The following is a 20,622-nucleotide window of genomic DNA, read 5'->3' as shown; positions in this document are numbered from 1 at the left end:
CCATGAATTTAAGACCGGAAGAAATAAGTTCCGTTATCAAGGAACAAATCGGCAGATATACCGCAAAGCTTGAGGTTTCCGAAGTGGGAACGGTTATACAGGTTGCGGATGGAATCGCACGTATCTATGGACTGGAAAACGCCATGCAGGGAGAGCTTCTGGAGTTCCCCGGCGAGGTTTACGGAATGGTTTTGAACCTGGAAGAGGACAACGTGGGCGCCGTGCTCTTGGGCGACGCGAAGAGCATCAATGAAGGCGACACCGTTAAAACAACCGGAAGGGTTGTGGAGGTGCCGGTCGGAGATGTGATGTGCGGGCGTGTGGTCAATGCCCTCGGCCAGCCGATTGACGGCAAAGGACCGATACAGGCTGTGAAATTCCGTCAGATTGAAAGAGTGGCTCCGGGTGTTATCACCAGAAAGTCGGTAGATACGCCTCTGCAGACCGGTATCAAGGCGATCGATGCCATGGTTCCGATCGGCAGGGGACAGCGTGAATTAATCATCGGTGACAGACAGACCGGCAAGACGGCCATCGCCATCGATACGATTATCAATCAAAAGGGCAAGGATGTGCTCTGCATCTATGTGGCCATCGGACAGAAGGCTTCCACCGTGGCTTCCATCGTGAAAACGCTGGAGGAATACGGAGCGATGGATTACACCACGGTAGTGGCTTCCACAGCCAGCGAGCTGGCCCCGCTGCAGTATATTGCGCCTTATTCAGGCTGCGCCATGGGCGAGGAGTGGATGGAGCAGGGCAAGGATGTCCTGATCGTATATGACGACCTGTCAAAACATGCAACGGCTTACCGTACACTCTCCCTGCTGCTTCGCAGACCGCCGGGACGTGAAGCGTATCCGGGCGATGTATTCTATCTGCATTCCAGGCTGCTGGAGCGCGCGGCGAAGCTGTCGGACGAGCTGGGAGGCGGTTCTCTGACGGCTCTGCCGATCATAGAGACACAGGCGGGCGACGTATCCGCCTATATCCCTACCAATGTCATCTCCATCACGGACGGACAGATCTATCTGGAGACGGAGATGTTTAACGCGGGCTTCCGCCCTGCCATCAATGCCGGCCTTTCCGTATCCCGTGTGGGCGGCGCGGCACAGATCAAGGCCATGAAGAAAATCGCTGCGCCGATCCGTGTGGAGCTGGCACAGTACAGGGAGCTGGCGGCCTTTTCACAGTTCGGCTCCGAGCTTGACAGCGATACCAAGGAGAAACTGGCGCAGGGCGAGCGCATCAAAGAGGTGCTCAAGCAGCCCCAGTACCAGCCCATGGGTGTGGAATACCAGGTAATCATCATTTACGCCGCCACCCAGAAGTATCTGCTGGATGTGCCGGTGTCCGAAGTGTCCAGATTTGAGAAAGAGCTGTTCGAGCTGATCGATACAAGATATCCGGAAATACCGGAATCCATCCGTACCGAGAAGGTGCTGACGGAAGAGACACAGCAGAAGCTGGTTGCGGCTATTACCGAATTTAAGAAAGATTTCCATTAAAGGAAAGAGGTGATAGCATGGCAACCATGAGAGCGATTAAGCGAAGAAAAGAGAGTATACAGAGCACGGAGCAGATCACCAAGGCCATGAAGCTGGTTTCCACGGTGAAACTGCAGAAGGCCCGGGCCCGCGCCGAGAGCACGAAGCCCTATTTCGAGGCGATGTATACAACGGTGGCCGCCATGCTGGCGAAGTCGGGGAACATCATGAACCCCTACCTCCAGTCGGGGGCATCGCAGAAGAAAGCGATTATTGTGATCACATCCAACCGGGGACTGGCCGGAGGCTATAATGCCAATGTCTGCCGGCTGGTCATGGAGAGCGGCATCCCAAAAGAAGACGCGCTGCTCTACACCATCGGCCAGAAGGGCAAAGAGATCCTTTCCCATAAGGGATACGCCCTGGCTTCGGACTACTCGGAGGTGATCAATGCGCCGCTGTATTCGGATGCCGCGGCCATTGGAAAAGAAATCCTGCAGGCATTTGCGGATGATCAGATCGGAGAGATCTATCTGGCATATACCTCCTTTAAAAATACGGTGACCCATGAGCCGAAGCTTTTGAAGCTGCTGCCTGTGGAGATGGACACGGAGAATATCAGCAGGGAAGAGCAGCTGACCCCGATGAATTATGAGCCGGAAGAGGATGAGGCCATAGGCAGGATCATTCCGAAATATCTGTGCAGCCTGATCTACGGAGCGCTGCTGGAGGCTGCGGCCAGTGAAAATGGAGCCCGCATGCAGGCGATGGATTCGGCCACCAGCAATGCGGAGAAGATGATCGACGACCTGACCCTTATGTACAACCGGGCGAGACAGTCCTCCATCACTCAGGAGCTGACAGAGATCATCGGCGGAGCGGAAGCTTTGAGCTGACGTTAAGAACTAACAAGGAAAGGAAAAGGATAATGGCATTGAACAACACAGGAAAGATCACGCAGATTATCGGCGCGGTTTTAGATATAAAATTTCCTACCGGCTGTCTTCCCCAGATCAATGAAGCCGTAAAAGTGCCTGCCAGGGACGGCAGTACCCTGACGGTAGAGGTTTCACAGCATCTCGGCGACGATACGGTCAGATGCATCGCCATGGGTCCTACGGATGGTCTGGTGCGCGGCATGGAAGCCATTGCAACCGGCGCGCCCATCACCATTCCGGTGGGGGAAAATACCCTGGGCCGTATCTTCAATGTCCTGGGAGAGCCTATTGACAATAAGCCGGCCCCCAAGACAGAAAAGACGCTGCCGATCCACCGGAAGGCTCCGGCTTTTGAAGAACAGTCCACGGAGACAGAGATGCTGGAGACCGGCATTAAGGTTGTTGACCTGCTCTGCCCCTATCAGAAGGGCGGCAAGATCGGTTTGTTTGGCGGCGCCGGCGTAGGCAAGACCGTGCTGATCCAGGAGCTGATCCGCAATATCGCCACAGAGCACGGAGGATATTCCGTATTCACCGGCGTAGGAGAGAGAACCAGAGAGGGAAACGACCTGTACTATGAGATGCAGGAGTCGGGCGTTATCAATAAGACCACCATGGTTTTCGGGCAGATGAATGAGCCGCCGGGAGCCAGAATGAGAGTGGGGCTGACGGGGCTCACTATGGCGGAGTATTTCCGTGATGAGGGCGGTAAGGACGTGCTATTGTTTATCGACAATATCTTCCGCTTCACGCAGGCGGGTTCAGAGGTGTCCGCGCTGCTGGGCCGCATGCCTTCCGCAGTAGGCTATCAGCCCACGCTGCAGACCGAAATGGGCGCTCTTCAGGAACGCATCACTTCCACCAAGAACGGTTCCATCACCTCCGTTCAGGCGGTGTATGTGCCTGCGGATGACCTGACGGATCCTGCACCGGCCACCACTTTCGCCCATCTGGACGCCACCACCGTGCTGTCCCGTTCCATCGTGGAGCTGGGCATCTATCCCGCAGTGGATCCGCTGGAGTCCACCTCCAGGATCCTGGATCCCCGCATCGTAGGAGAAGAGCACTATTATGTGGCCAGAAGGGTACAGGAAATACTGCAGAAGTACAATGAGCTGCAGGATATCATCGCGATGCTGGGCATGGATGAGCTTTCCGAGGAGGATAAGCTGACCGTAAACAGAGCAAGAAAGATCCAGAGATTTTTGTCTCAGCCGTTCTTCGTGGCGGGACAGTTTACCGGTCTGGAGGGCAGATATGTTCCCATTGCGGATACGATACAGGGCTTTAAAGAGATCATCGAAGGAAAGCATGACGATATTCCGGAGAGCTATTTCTTAAATGCCGGCAGCATAGATGACGTACTGGCCCGCATAAAATAAGGGGGATGGTATGGCAGATAATTTGTTTGAATTAAAAGTGATCACGCCGGACCGCGTGTTTTATGAAGGTCAGGCCTATATGGTGGAGATGAACACCAGCGAAGGCCAGATCGGCGTATATAAAAATCATATTCCCCTGACCTGTGCGCTGGAACCGGGTGTGCTGACCATCCATGAGGAGGCCGGCGCCACAGTGAAAAAGGCCGCGGTGCATGAGGGATTTGTCACCATTCTTAAGGACAGCATCACCATCCTGGCTGAGGAAGCGGAGTGGCCGGAAGAAATTGACCGCCATCGCGCGGAAGAAGCAAAGGTCCGTGCGGAACGCCGTTTAAACAGCGGTGACGGGCAGTATAACCGCCTGAGGGCGGAGGTGGCCTTAAAAAAGGCGCTGGTGCGTCTGTCGCTGACCAAATAACGGATGAGATAAGATCATGAGGCAGGAATTCCATACAACGGACGGAATTCCTGCCTGTTTTGCTATAAAAGCAGCAGGAGTGAGCTATGATATACGAATTGTTAGCGGAATACTGTAAGGTACAGTTGGAGAAAAACAAAGGCTTTTGCAGGAGGATTCAAAAGGAAGAACTGCTGGAGGCGGCAGGCGGAGGGGATGAAAGCTGCATCCGGATGATCAGGGTGGCGCGGATGGAGGAGTTCGAACGGGCCCTGGACCGGCTCTGCCGTGACCAAATCTTAAGCCCTGTGGCAAGCTCGAAGGTGAGAAGGGCGGCCGTGCCTTCTTATGAGAAATATCTCCTCAACGGAACATCCAGAACAAAAGAATACGACAGTGGGTATCAGAAACAGCTCTATGCATATCCGGGCACCAGAGTGCCGGAATACTACCGTGCGAAAAAGGCGGAGTTCGAGAAAGACAAGGGATATCTGGACAGGATCTACAGCTGCTGGCAGCAAAAAGAGAAACCGGACCTGACCGCCAATGAGCTTGGATTTTACCTTTTTCACAGTGAGAAAGCATTTGAACAGCCCGAAAAGAATAAAAAATCCAGCGGGCGCGCCCTGGAAGTGTTAAACCGGATGGGCCTTTCATTAAGCAATCTGGGAGTGAGGCATGCGCCGGAACCGTTTTTCCATATTTCCTATCCGGGCCTTTATGAAAACAGGCAGCACCGTGTGCTCATAACGGAGAATAAGGATACTTATTATACGGTAATGGAAAAAATGGCTGGCTTTGGCTATGACTGTGTGATATTCGGCGAGGGAAAGAAGATTCTAAGTTCCTTTGCGGTGGCAAAGGATTATGGGATTGGGGGAGGGGATGCGGTGCATTACTTCGGAGATCTGGACCCGGAGGGCCTGTCCATCTATGCCAAATTTCGGAGACGGTACGGGCAGATGTATAAGGTTTCGCTGCGGTCTGATTGGTATCAGGCGCTGGTCTCAGCCTATGATCCGAAGGCACTGCCCCTGACAGAAACACATGTAATGGCTGAAGCCATGCGAGAGGCGCTCCCGGTGCTTGAAGAACTGCCCGGGGATACCGCCGCCCGCCTTATAAAACTTTTTGAGGAAGGAAGATACATACCTCAGGAGGCCGTCGCGCCGATCTGGCTTGGGATCGGGCAGCAGCAAGCCGGTCAATAGGCGATGGTCAGAACAATATCCTGATTATAATCCCCATATCCTTTGCCGAAGATATTAAATCCTCCCACATACCGGCTGTCGGGCTTATTGCCGATTTTTACTGCGACATAGGCCCGCTCCGAAAGAAACAGCTGCTTTATCGAAGTTTGGGCCGCCTTTTTGCCGTTTATACAGGTCCCTTCTTCATCCACTTCCCAGATCACCTGCATGCCGTATTGGGTTTTCCCGTTGGCCCAGCAGGGTGGATTCAGGCGTCCCCTCCTGCCTCCAAAATCTCCGGGGCTGGTCCAGGTTCCGCATTCCCTGCCGTTTATCCAGAGCGTAATGTCTGATTTCCAGTCCTCCTTATAGGACGGGGCCTCCGAACACAGTTCCATGGAAAGCGTAAGCTTTTTGGCGGTTCTATTCTGCGGTACTCCGTTTGCAAATTTGTATTCCAGATACCCGGAAGAACTCCACAGGATAGCGGCATTCATGCGCTGGGGCAGATAAAAGCAGTATTCCGCATCCTCATTTCCGATCATGCCGTCCACGGACCAGAGGCCGCAGGTGGGGGTCACCCTGCAGCTGCTGAATGCGCCCACCGGCATTTCCGCGCTGAAGATCTCGTCGATGTCGGATTTTCTGCCGGCCAGATCGACTGAAATGCGGTCCGCACTACAGCGGCACAGTTTCATGCTCCCCCTGGTATTCGGCAGCTCTTCCATAGAGATGAGCCCTGCCTCCTCCAGAACCCGCAGATGGAATGCCGTGCTGGATACGGGAAGTCCCAACTCTTTAGCAATGCTGCCGATGATCAGATCCCTGCCATACAGCAGCTTCAGTATTTCCAGACGCGCCGGTGAGGAGAGCGCCTTTCCCAGCCTGCATAACGCATCCGCATTGTCCATATCATACTGTATAAATTTTGCCATTCCGTCCGTTCCCCTTTCTCCTGTCACCAGGCTGATGACCTGCGCACACTTCAGTGTGCTTCCTCTTTTCCTGTCACCAGCCGGAGGCTGATGACCTGCGCACACTTCAGTGTGCTTCCTCTTAATGTCATCATTATTTTAACAGCTATCATGTGAAAAAGACAGAAAAACTTTCTCATTTATACAGCGTTGCTGTTGATAAATATGATTTTCCGCTATAATCCATTCGAATCAATCCGTATTTACTTTACTTGCTGCAGCAAAACTATATAATTATCAGTAAAGAACAAAATAAATATATACCGATATGGGGGTAAACAAAATGGAATGCTATATAAAAGATTATCCGAGACCGCAGTTTGTCCGCAAATCCTGGGAAAATCTGAACGGAATCTGGGATTTCCGTTTCGATGACGAAAATGCGGGTGAAAACGAAAAATGGTACGAAGGTTTTGAAAGCGATCTTCAGATCCGGGTGCCTTTTACCTATGAAACGGAACTTAGCAATATTAGGGATGAGACCCGTCACGACAATGTCTGGTACCACAGAACCGTTGAGGTGGACGCATCCAGATTAAAGGACAGCAGGTATGTCATACATTTTGAGGGCTCCGATTACCTGACCAGGCTTTGGGTCAATGGCAGATACGCCGGAAGCCACCGAGGCGGGTACGTGAGATTTTCGTTTGACATCACCCAGCTGGTGAAGGACGGCAAAAACAGCCTGACCGTCAAGGTGGAGGATTCCTTTGACACGCAGCAGCCCCGTGGCAAGCAGCGCTGGAAGGACTTAAGCTTCGGGTGCTGGTATGTGCAGACCACCGGCATCTGGAAGACCGTCTGGGCGGAGTACGTGCCTGAAATCAGCCTCGTTAATGTGAAAATGACTCCTGACTGCGAGGCGGACCGCCTGAACCTGGAGCTGGATGTGAGGGCCCCAAAAGACCGCTTTAACGGTGAATTAATGGTGGAAACCACGGTTTCCTTCAGCGGACAGTTGATCAGCCGGACGTTTACGGCTGTTGTGAACGGGCATATAAATTCCTGCGTGGATCTGGCGGTGCAGACGCCGGAGGGCTTTGCGCATCAGGTGCGCTGCTGGTCCCCGGCCAGACCGGATCTTTACGATATACTGTTTAGAATCACGGATAAAGGAGCCGTCCTGGATGAGGTCGGATCTTATTTCGCGATGCGGGAAATCCGCATTGACGGAAGCAATATACTGCTCAATGGCAGCCCGCTGTATCAGAGACTGATCCTGGATCAGGGGTACTGGAAAGATTCCCATTTGACCCCTCCGAGCGAGGAGGCTTTAATAGAGGATATCGATAAGATACATGCGCTGGGCTATAACGGACTCCGCAAGCACCAGAAAACGGAGGACGAACGCTTTCTGTACTGGTGTGATAAGAAAGGAATGCTGGTATGGAGCGAAGCTCCGGCCGCTTATGATTATACGGATTACGCGGTCACGGAATTCACCGCACAATGGATGGAAATAGTAAAACAAAACTATAATCATCCCTGTATCATAACCTGGACGCCGTTTAATGAATCCTGGGGAATCAGCCGGATCAAGACCAGAAAAGACCAGCAGCATTTTACAGAAGCCATCTACTATCTCACAAAGAGCTTAGATAAAACCCGCCCTGTGATTGTGAACGACGGCTGGGAGCACACTGTCTCGGATATCATCACGCTTCACGATTACGAGGCATCCGGGGACATATTAAAGGCGCGTTACTCCCAAGGCCGGGACCGCATACTGCAGTCAGCGCTGTATCATAACAAAGACAGAAGCGCCTTTGCAGACGGCTATGAATACAGAGGTCAGCCGGTGATCATCAGTGAATTCGGCGGCATCGCCTTTGACAATGGCGAATCCGGCTGGGGTTATGGGGATAAGGTGGATACCAAAGAGGCCTTTGTCCAGAGGTTTGATAGCATCACTACGGCCATAAAGGAACTATCCTATGTCTGCGGTTTCTGCTATACTCAGGTTACGGATGTCCAGCAGGAGATCAACGGCCTGATGGATATGGAGCGCAACTTTAAGGTAGAACCCGAGATCATACGTGAAATCAACATGCGCAAGGTCGGATACGAAAAAAAGGTTTGAAAGAGTGTTGCTATTCACGGTTGCCACAAATTTCCCGCGCATGTCGGCAGCCGTAAATAGTAACGAAAAAGTCAAGGTTCATGACTGCCGATAAAGCAGCGCATAGTGGGGATTATACTCTGCCCCACTATGCGCGGGACGTTTATGACAGCTATGAATAGTAACATTTTTAGGAGGTACCTTGCGGCGAGAAATAGTGGTTGCCATTTCGCTGTCGAAAAGATATAATGAATACACCAGTCAGCGCTCCGTTTGGAGCGGTCTAAATATTTATATTCTATGATGTTGTATCAGCAACCGGCAGTTCTGCCATATGCCCACCCGTCCAATGATATGGCAGAGAATATAACTCCTGCCGGAAGGAAACAGAGCAATCCCATGCAGGATGAAAGGCAAGCTATGGATAAATACCAGGGATATATCGCCCAGATCAGAGAAGAACAGGCTATGCGCATGGAGAATCTGAAAAAGTACTTCCCATTTTTTCAGATTGCCGACAACAGCCTGGAACAGTTTCAGAACGGAAAATACAGCCGGATCGACATGGGCTATACGCTTATGGCGATCCTTCGCATGTTTATAGAAGAGAATAATTTTAATGACACAGGGGTTTCCTACAGGGATTATCACGCATTTCTGGAAAGCTTCCTCGCCAAAGAGTTCGGCCTGCGGCTGGACCGTGAGGAGAGCGCGCAGATTGCGGCCTACATTTTCGACAAGATCAAGAACGATGGTAAGCCTTTTACCTATACATATTATGACCCGGAGATTAAGAAAGAGAAGGCGGCCAGGGTATGGCTGATTAAGAGCAATTTTTTTGAGGGCAGCATCTATTATTACATAACCGAGACCGGTATAGAATTCTATCTCAACACCAAGGAATTCAAAGAAGAGAGCAAGATCAGCATCCAGCAGCTTTTATTGGAGAAGATGATCAAATCCCGCAATTTCAGAGGCGGCCGGGAGGTAGTGCGCAGAATCTGCAATGAGGTGAACAAGCTGAAGATGGAAAAGCGCAGCGTGCTCAATGTCCTAAGCCACGACCTAAAAGAAGGTATCCGCCTGTACGATGAATTTTTCCAGAACAGCGTCCGCTGGTTTGATGAGGAACACGATCTGTTTATGAAGAACGCGGCCCTGATCGGAGGCGCCATGAATATGCTCTCACCGCTGGAGCAGGTGAAAAACCGGGAAGAGATATTCCTATTGGACGGAGAACTGAAAACTGCTATCGCAAGGCACTCGGAGCTTTTGGCCGAATGTATGGACCTGAAGAAAAAAGCCGATGCGTTTGTGGAACAGGGTAAGCTCAATTCCATCCGCAGCGTGTTCTATTTCAAGCAGTATATGGAGCTGTTGATGGACCGTGACAGCTCATCGGGTTTGGAAAACCTGGTATCACCGCTGCTTCTGCCCCATGTGAAGAAGATCTTTGATTTGAACCGGATCGATGATCTGTTTCTTCTGCATCCCGGCCTGGAGGAGGAGACGGAGGAACTTAAAGAGGCCCGGGAGGCCGATTATGTCTATGACGATGAGCTGGAGGAGGCCAGGATATCCGGCAATTTCAGCAGACTGTTAAAATTGCTGTTTGAGATGTTCAAAAAAGAGGGCGAATTTGAGCTGAAAGACTGGAACCGGTATCTGGAAGAGAGATTCGGAAAACGGATCTTTGTGAACGGTGACTATTATTCTTTTCTGGTTCAGCTGTGCCAGAAACAGGAGTACCATATAAAACAGGCCGCAGAAAAGCCGTCCACAGCCTTTGAAGGGCTTTTGGCCGCCTATTATCTGGAACAGAGCGGCACAGGGGACATGACGGACTTCAGGCTGACCATGCTGCCGGAGGATGAGCTGGAACTCCCTTCCGCATTTACAGTAACCAATATCAGATTTGAGAAAGCGCCCTGAAGTGCGCGCAGGTCATCAACCTTCGGTTGATGACCTTAGAAAGGATGGAATGAGATGCAGAATCAGGCGATGGAGACAGCCATAGAGATTTTTGCCAAGCTGGTGAACCAGGAAGAGGTGGCGGAGCAGGGGGTCAATTCCAAGCTCTATGATGCCTGGAATCAGAACGGGGAGGTTTATGAGCTGGTGATGCAGCTTACCAGGTCGCTTAACCTGGAGCTTTATGATTATAATAACGGCCTTTACCTAAGCCCTGGCGGGAATAACGCGGTGTTCGGTTTTACCAATGAGGAGCTTCGGGCCGCTTTTGGGATCAGGGTAAACCGTCAGCTGTTTCTGTGCTATTTCATCATTTACAATATCATCACCAAATTCTATACAGATTCCGCAACCTACACCTATCAGGATTATGTGAAGATACATGAGATAGTGGAAAACGTTACCCTGTCCTTCCACCGTGTATTTCAGCAGATACAGACGGTAGTGTTCACGGAGGTGGAGGAATACAGCTTTAAGGAAATCGCTCTTTTATGGGAGCAGATGCCGGATGTGAGCACGGAGGCCGGGTCGGGGGTCCGGGCTGAGATGGGAAGCCGCACCGGCCTGGTGAAGAAAGTGTTCAACTTTCTGGAGGAACAGAGGCTGTTCACCGTGGTGGAGGAGATGTACTATCCCACCGCGAGGTTTAAAGCGCTGATCGAGCGATACTTTGTGGAACATCAGAGCAGGATCTACGAGGTCATGATGGGAGGAGAAGACGATGCCGCATATTAACCGTGTCAGGGTCAACAACATTAAGTACAACAACGGCACTCAGTTCTATGACGATTTCTGCATGAACTTTCAGGGGAAAAACGCTCTGTACGATCTGGCCAACGGCGGCGGAAAGAGCGTTCTTCTGCTTCTCCTTCTGCAGAATCTGATACCGAACTGTACGTTGGACGACAAGCAGCCGGTGGAAAAGCTGTTCAGAGGCGGCAATGCGAGTTCCGTCATTCACTCTCTGATTGAGTGGAGGCTGGACCGTCCGGACAGCAAACGGACGGGCTATAAATATATGACCACCGGCTTCAGTGCCAGAAAGGGGCGGGAACGTGCGGCGGACAGGCATGAGGGGGAAGAAGCCGGCGCGGTGAGCGGACAGGCTTCGGCACAGTCCATTGAGTATTTCAACTACTGCATCTTTTACTCCGAGTATGGGGAGCATGACATCCGCAATCTGCCGCTAACCGACGGCAGAGAGCGCATCACGTACTCCGGTCTTAGGTCCCTGCTAAAGCAGCTGTCGGATAAAAACAGCAACCGCTATATGGTCATGGTCTTTGACCGGAAGAACGAATATCAGAGATTTATCGCCGGCTACGGCCTGTATGAGAGCCAATGGAATATCATCCGCGGTATCAATAAGACAGAGGGACATGTCCGCACCTATTTTGAAACGGCTTACCGTACCACCAGGAAAGTGGTGGAAGATCTGCTGATTGAAGAGATCATACAGAAAGCCTACCAGGTCAAGATCGGGCAGGAAAATGAGGACGAGCGCCTGGCAGCTACGCTGCTGGACATCCGTGACAAGATGATGGAGCTCTCCAGAAAGAAACGACAGATTGCGGGGTATGACCGTCAGATTGCGCTGCTGGAGAAATTTTCTGAAAAGCTCTCCGCGTTTCTTGAAATCTACAGAGAGCAGGAGGTGCTCGCGGAGGAGACCGGCAGCTTTTACTTCTCCCTTGCCAGGGAAATTGAGACGCTTAAAAAAGCTTTGGAAGAATTATCGGCGCAGGAGGAGGATCTGCAAAGCCGCCGCGTGCAGATGCATCGCAGGGCGGAGACTTTAAAGCTTATGGAGGCGGAGCACAAACTGGAACTGTGCGTGGAGAATCTTGAGCGGACGGCCAGGCAGTGCGGTCTGGCTTTGCAGGAAAAGGAAGAGCTCGAACGCTCACTGACCGGGAAAGAGACGGCGAACTATTATCTGGAATATGCATCGGACAGGGAAGCGTGCGCCCGCATCCGCGAAGAGATAGAGATACAGAAAAAAGGCAGCGAGGAGCAGTACCGCCGTCTGGAGGAACTGGTATCCCAGAAAAAAGTTCTCAATGAGCGCAGGCAGAAAATGCTTGACTCCCGCGTGGAAGAGAGTGGACAAAGGCTGAAGGAGGCTGAAAAGTGCCATGCAGCATCCGATGAAAAGGAGCGGGAAGCGGACCGTGAGCTGGCGGTGCTGAACTCCCGCCAGGAGGAAAATAAAGAGAAGACGGAGAAGCTTTTGGCCGCTTTGGAGGAGCTGAAGGACAGAGCCCCCGTGCTTGTGATGGAACAGCTTAAAGCGCAGATATCACAGGAGACGCAGGTGTTAGAGGAGCTGCTCCGGCATCGCCAATCGATGGCCTCTGAATCGGAGGAAATGAGAAAAAAGGCTGTGGAACTGGCTCTGGAGGATAAGAATCTGGAGCATCTTCTGGAGGATAGTAAGAAGCGGAAGGAAGAGCTGGAATCGAAATGCGATGCCCACCGCCTATTAAAGGAGCAGGCGGATATGCGCGGCCGTGCATATGGAGAGGAACAGCCGGAGCGCCTCCTGGAACTGATATCCCATCGCAGAGAGGAACTGGTGATACAGAAAAGCGACAGCGAGCGGGAGCTTTCCAGGCTGCGTCAGGTCTGCCGGCAGCTGGAGGCGGGCGTGCTGTTTGCGGTTACGGATGAAACCTCGGAGCTTTTGGATTACCTGGAGAGAAAATATCAGGACGGAACATCGGGTGCGGACATGCTTTCCAGGATGCCCCAGGAGGCCAGAAGGAATCTGCTGGAGCGCTTTTCGTTCCTGCCCTATTGTATTGTTGTTTCCCATGGTGTATACGATAAAATCAAGGCTGATCCCAAACCGGACTGTTGGAAGAAACTGACCTGGACGGTTCCCGTGATCGACCGGATGCTGCTGGATAATCCGAATGCGGCGGCACAGGACGGCATCCTGTTTGCGGGCCGCGATATCTCCTGGTTTATTGAAAAGGATACGCTGGAAAAGGAGCTTCACAGAGTCAGGACCGCTATCGGCAGTCTGGAGAGCCGCATCCCCTCATTAAGTGAACAGGAGAAGACCTGCGCCGGTGACTGCGCGCTGGTGTCTGAATATCTGGAATCCGCCCGCGGATATGGTCTGTGGGTACGGGAACTGGAGGAGCTTAAAGCGCGCGGCGCGGACCTCGGGAAAGCGTTGGATGCGCAGGCGGCTGAAAAAGAGCGAACGGCGCGCCGCCTGGAAGAGCTGGAAGAGGAGCAGAGCGCGCTTGCAGGACAGCTTGGGGAACAGGAAGAACTGCTGTCCGTATTAAAGCGGATGGATGCCTGCTGGGACGAGTTTGGAGTGCAGAAAAAGGCAGCTGAAGGGTTTGAACGAAGACAGGCTGAGCTGACCGCTTTACAGGAGAGCTGCCGCAGGGATATCCTCCTGCAGCAGGCTGTGATGGAGGAGTGCAGGGCGGATATCCGTCAGGCACAGGAGGAACTGCGCCTGCTGGCTGAACAGTGGTCCAAAGAGTATGCGCCCTATGACAGACCCGGCCTGCCTGTGCCGGAGGTCATCGAGGAGGATTTGGACGTCAAGCTTTCCGCCACCTTAAAGGCGTTTGAACAGGAGAACAGCCAGACTGCTGAAAAGAACGGGATACTCACGGTGCTGGAAGGCAAGATGAGCGGCTCTCTGAATGAGATGAAAAAGCGAAAGGCGGATTTGGGCGCGCTGGAGCTTCTGTATGAGGAACGCAGGCTTAAAAGAACCGCGGAAGAAGCGCTGTCAGAACAGCGGGATGCGATTGAGAGGGCCGGCAGGGAGCTTAAGAAGCGGACAGAACAGAAGAACCGCCTGGAACAGGAGAAGTCAGGGCATGAGTCGGAGATCAGGCTGATGGCTTCACAGATTGCCGAGACCTATGGAAGTGTGCAGCGGATTTCGGAGGAAATTCTGGATTTCGGCATTGCGATAGCAGAGGCGCAGCAGCTGAAAAGAGCGATGGACGCTGAGCTTTCCCACCTGCGGGAAGAGCTGTCCGGCAAGCAGCAGCGCAGCATATCCCTGGAGCGGCTTAAGGATAGCGTGAACCTGCTGATTGAAACCTATGCGGTGAATGTAAAAGAGCCGGAAGAGGAGGGCGTGTTATCTTATATTGCCGATTATGCGGAAGCTTTGGCAGGCCTGAAAGATCGATGGAACCGGTGGACCGCGGTGAAAGAGAGGGCCGGTAAGGTATTTGAGAAGGCTAAGCAGGATTGTGAAGAAGGGTTAAAGCAGGCAGATGCGCTGCCGTTTGCCCTGCAGCTGCGCGAACAGATCCATGTGCCGAAGGATTCGTATCAGACGGAGCATCAGATCCGCAGCCTGGAAGAGGCCTGCAGCATGACGAGGCTCGAAAAGGAGCGGATTGAGAGCGGGCTTAGGGACATTGAGAAGATCAGGGAAAGTTTCGAAAACCAGTGCCTGCAGCGCTGCAACAATGTGAAGATGGAGCTGGATAAATTTCCGAAGCTCTCCAGCATTATCATCGACGGCGAGCTGACGCAGATCGTCAAGCTGCATGTGCCCTATGTGAAGGAAGAGCAGCAGGGTTACTTTATCTCCGAATATCTGGAGAAGGTCATGACGAACATGGACCGCTATGACAGCGAGGAGGAGAAAAAGCGCTATGTGATCCAGGAGCTTTCCCTGAAGCGGCTGTTCTCGGTGATTGTCAGGGACATGAACGGCATCGGCCTGGAACTGTATAAACGGGAACGCATCAAGGAGCAGAGCCGTCACCTGCGTTATGAGGATGCAGTGGGGAGCACCGGACAGTCCCAGGGCATCTATATCCAGTTTTTGATCGCTGTCATCAATTACATCGCCAGCATCAACTCATGGCATGGGGATCCGGAGGATCTGACCAAGGTTATCTTTATCGATAATCCCTTCGGCGCCGCCAAGGATACCTATATCTGGGAGCCGATCTTCGCCATGCTTCTGGCCAATCAGGTGCAGCTGATCGTGCCCACCCGTGGAGCGACACCGGCCATAACCGGTAAATTTGATGTGAACTATATCCTGGGGCAAAAAGTGGTGGGCGGCCGTCAGCAGACCGTGGTGGTGGATTACCGCAGCCAGATTGAGGCTGATGCGGCGGAATACATTGCGGCGGAGTATAAGCAGGAGACGCTGCCCCTCTAAAAGCCGTTTGCCTGCAGTACTTCTTCGATTTTTACCCGTGCATCCCCCAGTCCGCCGGCACCCAGCACGTGACAGTACTGCTTGGTGCCGAGAGGTATGATATATCCGCTGCCCTCCGTTTCCTCTGATCCGAAGTAGATTTCATCGAAATCCAGGACGCATCCCTTTGCGCCCTCTTCGGACAGAACGGAAATGGTATGCATCTGTTCATATTGAACCAGAAAATAGTATGCTGCGCCCTCAAATGAACTGTTATCCTGATCAAACAGGCACATATTAAAAGGGGCGCCGTCATCGCATGCATCCAGCAGCAGGGCCCAGATACGGCTGATCAGCTCCGGGTTTTCGACAGAGATATCACAGGACTCCGTGTGATAGGAGATGCGGCTGGGCACCGGCAGGAGGTACTTAAAGTTGAGAGATTCCGGGATGGCCGGTTCGGTTTCACCGGACTCTTCGCCGGCAAAGCGTTTTACGGGCTGACCGTCGGTCTGTTTGGCTGGCGTTTCGGCCTCAAAAGAGGCCCCGCCGGCACCGACGGAAGTATTCTGCAGCGCATCCTGCGGTCTGCAGGAGGTGAGCGTTACCAGGATCAGTATATAGGGAATGAAAAGACAGGTGTAACAGTGGCTGTGCTTGTTTGGCAGTTTCATTTTTTAAGTCCCTCCTCGACATGTGCTCACTTTAAACATATTATATCAATCAAGCGAGGACAGAACAATGCAAATTTTCTGTTACTTTACAGCTTACTTTACAGCGTCCGTAAACGTCCCGCGCATAGCGGGGGCAGAGAATTGTAACAATTTTCTATGATAAACGGGCGGCGGCATCATCGGGCAATTGACATAATGAAATTCCGATGCTAGTATGATTATAAATTGGAATTGTCCGGGGGAATAAATATGGCGGTAACCAGGAGAGATGTGGCAAAGGCGGCCGGAGTATCGACGGCAACGGTATCAAATGTATTGAATAATTCTGACAAGGTGAAGGCGGAAACCGCAGAGCATGTCAGACAAGTTATAAAGCAGCTGAATTACAGTCCCAATATGGTCGCCAGAAGCCTGTCCACAAAGCGGACTATGCAGGTGGGAATCATACTGGAGGATATATCCAATCCGTTTTTCGCTGAGCTGGCGGAGGATTTTGAACGGGCTGCGGATGAGCAAAATTACTTTGTAAACATCTGCATGGGGCTTAGCAAGCTGGATGCGTATTTCGAAAACTTTATATCCCGGGGATTGGAGGGCATATTTGTGACTGCCCTTCCCCATAAATTCGATACGCAGAAGCTCTACCGGCTGGTGGATAACGGCATTAAGGTGGTGGCCAGCGGCAATGTGCAGATCGACACGAAGAGGATCTCTTCCCTCGAGAACGATTATGAGGACGGCATGTGGAAGATCATGGAGTACCTATATAAGCTGGGACACCGGGAGATCGCTTACCTAAGCGGTTTGGGAAGAAAGCTCGAAAGTGACTGCAGATGCAGGTTCTATTTAAATAACGTGAAACGTCTGGGCCTGGATTATGAGGATCATCTGCTGATTGATGGGAAATTCCCATATACGACGACCATGCTGGACGGCTATCAGCGGGCGCGGCAGCTGGTCGAGTCGGGTAAAAAATTTACCGCGGCCGTATGCGGCAATGATATGATGGCCATTGGTGCCATGAGGGCTTTCAAAGAATGCGGACTTAGGATACCCGAGGATGTTTCCGTGGTCGGTATTGACGGAACGGACTTGGCCAGATACAGTTCTCCATCCCTGACCACGCTGGAGGCGGACAAGAAGCTGGGAAGAAAGGCATTTGAGCTCTTGTATGCCAACATGATCCAGGGGAATGTAGGCTATTTCAGAAATGGCGGGAAGCTCCTTGTGCGTGAGTCCACAGCTGCGCGCAGCTGATTGTGGGGCAGAAAGATGGAGACAAAACTATGAGTAATTTGCGAAAGCAGCAGCATGCACTTTTATTGCCGCTGCTTTCTTTTGGATAATCCGACTTGTTTTCCATTTGCATTTCAAAAGCGCACACATGCTTTTTCTCTGAAAATACTATTGAACTCCTTTTGTGCGGCCCGCCAGGGACGGAGAATCCTGTGGACAGGATTGGTTTTCAGCATAATGTTATAATTTTACCCGGGTAAAATTATAACATTTCAACAATTGACAGGTTTACCCGCAAATGATATTATTAATACATAAACGAATATAATAAAATCAATGCATATATATAAAATATGCATAATAAAAAACGCAAAAATAATTTACCCGAAACAACAATATTCGTATAGGAGAGAAGAATATGGAGAAAAAGGACAGCATTCTGGTGATGACCTGCGAGTACCTGCAATCCCCTCTGGGAATACAGAATGAACATCCCAGATTCGCATGGAGGTTGGAAGGGACTCTGGCAAACACCATGCAGAAATCATACCGGGTTTCGGTAAAGGACGAATCCGGAGACCTGATCTGGGACAGCGGGATGCGGATGTCGGGAAAGAACAGCGGTATACTCTATGAAGGCCCGGCATTAGAAAGCCGGAAACGCTATCTGTGGGATCTGGAGGTTTCGGTTCTCACAGACGGAGGAGAGACAGCGCTCTCATCATCCGACAGCTTTGAGACCGGAATCCTTTGCCAAAAAGAGTGGACAGGAGAATGGATACGGCCATGTGAGGAGCGCAGGGGAGAGGCTCCTCTGATCCGAAGGACCTTCACGCTTGAGGAACTGCCGCAAAAGGCGAGGCTCTATGTGTGCGGACTCGGTTACTGCGAGACAACCATAAATGGCATAAAGGTCGGGGACAGCAGTCTTGATCCTGGCTGGACGGATTATAACAAAACAGCGCTATACCGCGTTTATGATGTGGGAAGCTATCTCAAAACGGGAGAAAATGTTCTGGGATTTGAACTGGGAGAAGGCTGGCAGGGACTGGAACATGAATTCTTCAGAATTGCCGCAGGAACGTGGCCATCCTGGAATTCACGGCCGAAGGTGCTGTGCAATCTGTATCTGGATGAGAAGATCATAGCTACAAAGGCCGACGGAAACTGGCGGGCGGCTTTCGGCCCTGTGACAGAAAACAATATCTATGATGGGGAAACCTATGATGCATCAAGGGAGAAAACAGGATGGAACGAGCCCGGCTATTTCCCCGATGAAACCTGGAAGGAAGTTGTGGGAGCGGATGCGCCGAAGGGAGTGCTGCGAAGCCAGATCATGCCGTCCATCGGTGAAAGACTCCGCAGAGCACCCGTGCATGTGGCTTATACCGGTGAAAATGACAGTTATAACATGACCATTGATTATGGACAGAATATGGCGGGCTGGGTGGAGATTGAAGCGGAAGGCCGCCCCGGCACCAGCGTCATCATAAGATACGCGGAAACATTAAATCCGGACGGCACGGTAAACCAGAGAAACTTACGCGGCGCCAAAGCAAAGGATGAGTACATAATCGGACAGGAAGGAAAGCATACCTGGCATCCGCGTTTCACCTATCATGGTTTCCGCTATGTGTCCATTGAAATGGAGCCCGGGACACTGGTATACCGGGCGGATGCCGTGCAGATCAGCACCAGAAATCAGAGAGCGGCTTCCTTTAGCTGTTCCGATGAACTTGTGAACCGCATTTACGAAACGGTGATGAGGACAGAGGAAAATAACATACACAGCGTGCCTACGGACTGTCCGCAGAGAGATGAGCGCCTGGGTTGGGTCAATGATATGACGGCGCGGTATGAAAACGCGATTTATAATTTTGACTGTGTGCTTGCATATGAAAAATGGATGCAGGATCTGTTGGATTCACAGGCGGAGGATGGCGCCATACCTGATACAGCCCCCTATTACTTCGGCGGACGCCCTGGATCCCACATCACCAGTGTTTTCGTGCTGCTGCCTTGGTGCCTGTACTCCTTTACAAATGACAGGCAGATACTGGAGAGATACTACGAACCCATGAAAAAATACGTGCGGTTCAAACTGAAGGAGAGGACGGAGAAAGGGCTTCTGCCCGACTGTTACTTCGGTGAATGGGCTCCGCCCATGACGGAAGCTGTCTGGGGCTGGGGCGAAAACGCGGTTCCAAGGGATATTCCGCAGCCTCTGGTCACCACTTCCTATCTGTATTACGATTGCGCGGTCATGAGTAGAATGGGCAGGGAGCTTGGCATGGAAGCGGATGCGGATTTCTTTGATGAACGGTGCGGGGAACTGCAAAAGGCTATCAATGAAGAGTATTACCGGGAAGAAGGCTTTTACGGAACCGGAGCCCAGGGCGCGGATGTAATGCCGCTGTTTCTCGGCATTGTGCCGGAGGGCGAAAAGAACCGGGTAATGCGCCATCTGCTGACTGACATTGTTAAGAAAAGAGGAAACCATCTGGCTACAGGCAATCAGATGACGAAACTCATTTATGACCTGTTCGTGCAGGAGGGCATGGCGGATCTGGCGCTTACACTGATGACACAGACCACGTATCCGAGCATTGGATACATGCTGGAACAGGGAGCTACCACCATATGGGAACGCTGGGAGAACCTGGCCGTAAACCATATGAATTCCCATGACCATCCCATGCTTGGGGCCTTTGCAGTATGGCTGCTAAAGGGTCTGGCGGGAATAAAGCCTGTGCCGGGAGAAGTGCAGCGGTATGAGATCAGGCCTTTGGTGCCTAAAAAACTGGAGGAGGTGACTGCGAGCCGGCAGCTGCCGGGAGGCAGGCTTGGGATCAGCTGGAAAAAGGCGGAGGAAGAGCTTCAAGTGTCACTTCGGATCCCCTGGAATACAAGCGTGCGCTTTTATATCCCCGAAGGATACCGGGCGGATATAGAAGATGCGGCGGTCCTGGAAAGCGGAAATTATGAGTTTCACCTGTGGAAAGCATAAGGCGCGCAGGAGTACACAGGGGATTAATGCCGGAAGGCCGGCAGGATTTTGAGGAGGGACACCGATGTGTGTACATGTCATCAGCCTTCGGCTGGTGACATAGGAGAGGAAGCACACTGAAGTGTGCGTAGGTCATCAGCCTTTGGCTGTTGACATTAGGAGAG

Annotated in this window: 13 protein-coding genes; 11 read left to right on the top strand and 2 right to left on the bottom strand. The window is 51.9% G+C overall.

Going from position 1 to position 20,622, the window contains the following annotated elements:
* The first annotated feature begins 2 nt into the window (after positions 1-2).
* From atpA to DWZ56_RS01830, 5 genes are all read left to right on the top strand, one after another.
* Complete coding sequence (atpA, locus tag DWZ56_RS01850; protein ID WP_118554664.1) at positions 3-1,508, top strand: F0F1 ATP synthase subunit alpha; 1,506 nt, start codon at positions 3-5, stop codon at positions 1,506-1,508.
* Between the two features lie 17 nt (positions 1,509-1,525).
* Complete coding sequence (gene atpG / locus DWZ56_RS01845) at positions 1,526-2,383, top strand: ATP synthase F1 subunit gamma (protein ID WP_118554663.1); 858 nt, start codon at positions 1,526-1,528, stop codon at positions 2,381-2,383.
* A 32-nt stretch (positions 2,384-2,415) separates the two neighbouring features.
* Positions 2,416-3,807, top strand: a complete 1,392-nt coding sequence (gene atpD / locus DWZ56_RS01840) for a F0F1 ATP synthase subunit beta (RefSeq protein WP_118554662.1) — start codon at positions 2,416-2,418, stop codon at positions 3,805-3,807.
* A 10-nt stretch (positions 3,808-3,817) separates the two neighbouring features.
* Positions 3,818-4,225 carry an ATP synthase F1 subunit epsilon gene (atpC, locus tag DWZ56_RS01835; RefSeq protein ID WP_118554661.1) on the top strand — a complete coding sequence of 136 codons (408 nt, stop codon included), beginning with the start codon at positions 3,818-3,820 and terminating at the stop codon, positions 4,223-4,225.
* 86 nt (positions 4,226-4,311) lie between these two features.
* The gene (locus DWZ56_RS01830; protein WP_118554660.1) at positions 4,312-5,415 is read left to right on the top strand and encodes a Wadjet anti-phage system protein JetD domain-containing protein; all 1,104 of its coding nucleotides are present in this window, start codon (positions 4,312-4,314) and stop codon (positions 5,413-5,415) included.
* Here DWZ56_RS01830 and DWZ56_RS01825 read toward each other — a convergent pair.
* The gene (locus DWZ56_RS01825) at positions 5,409-6,329 is read right to left on the bottom strand and encodes an ArsR/SmtB family transcription factor (RefSeq protein ID WP_118554792.1); all 921 of its coding nucleotides are present in this window, start codon (positions 6,327-6,329) and stop codon (positions 5,409-5,411) included. The two genes, DWZ56_RS01830 and DWZ56_RS01825, sit on opposite strands and share 7 nt — an antisense overlap.
* Before the next feature lie 322 nt (positions 6,330-6,651).
* Here DWZ56_RS01825 and DWZ56_RS01820 point away from each other — a divergent pair, with 322 nt between their 5' ends.
* From DWZ56_RS01820 to DWZ56_RS01805, 4 genes are all read left to right on the top strand, one after another.
* Complete coding sequence (locus tag DWZ56_RS01820) at positions 6,652-8,448, top strand: glycoside hydrolase family 2 protein (RefSeq protein WP_118554659.1); 1,797 nt, start codon at positions 6,652-6,654, stop codon at positions 8,446-8,448.
* 399 nt (positions 8,449-8,847) lie between these two features.
* Entirely contained in the window at positions 8,848-10,359 is a 1,512-nt protein-coding gene (locus tag DWZ56_RS01815) for a hypothetical protein (protein ID WP_118554791.1), read from the top strand.
* Positions 10,360-10,413: 54 nt separating this feature from the next.
* Complete coding sequence (locus DWZ56_RS01810; protein WP_118554658.1) at positions 10,414-11,133, top strand: DUF6063 family protein; 720 nt, start codon at positions 10,414-10,416, stop codon at positions 11,131-11,133.
* Positions 11,120-15,562 carry a hypothetical protein gene (locus DWZ56_RS01805; RefSeq protein ID WP_118554657.1) on the top strand — a complete coding sequence of 1,481 codons (4,443 nt, stop codon included), beginning with the start codon at positions 11,120-11,122 and terminating at the stop codon, positions 15,560-15,562. The genes DWZ56_RS01810 and DWZ56_RS01805 overlap by 14 nt, the downstream gene beginning before the upstream one ends.
* Here the strand turns inward: DWZ56_RS01805 and DWZ56_RS01800 are convergent.
* Positions 15,559-16,215 (bottom strand): hypothetical protein, encoded by a 657-nt coding sequence (locus DWZ56_RS01800; protein ID WP_118554656.1) that lies wholly within the window; start codon positions 16,213-16,215, stop codon positions 15,559-15,561. The two genes, DWZ56_RS01805 and DWZ56_RS01800, sit on opposite strands and share 4 nt — an antisense overlap.
* Positions 16,216-16,464: 249 nt before the next feature.
* On the opposite strand from DWZ56_RS01800, the gene DWZ56_RS01795 reads away from it, so the two are divergent.
* Together DWZ56_RS01795 and DWZ56_RS01790 are read left to right on the top strand one after the other, a co-directional pair.
* Complete coding sequence (locus tag DWZ56_RS01795) at positions 16,465-17,472, top strand: LacI family DNA-binding transcriptional regulator (RefSeq protein WP_118554655.1); 1,008 nt, start codon at positions 16,465-16,467, stop codon at positions 17,470-17,472.
* Positions 17,473-17,869: 397 nt separating this feature from the next.
* The gene (locus DWZ56_RS01790) at positions 17,870-20,458 is read left to right on the top strand and encodes an alpha-L-rhamnosidase (protein ID WP_118554654.1); all 2,589 of its coding nucleotides are present in this window, start codon (positions 17,870-17,872) and stop codon (positions 20,456-20,458) included.
* Positions 20,459-20,622: the final 164 nt, after the last annotated feature.

This window comes from Lachnotalea sp. AF33-28 (assembly GCF_003477885.1).
In the GTDB taxonomy this organism is placed as follows: Bacteria; Bacillota; Clostridia; order Lachnospirales; family Lachnospiraceae; genus AF33-28.
Note: the sequence above shows the minus strand (reverse complement) of the source record. Positions and strands in the feature narration are given on the sequence as shown.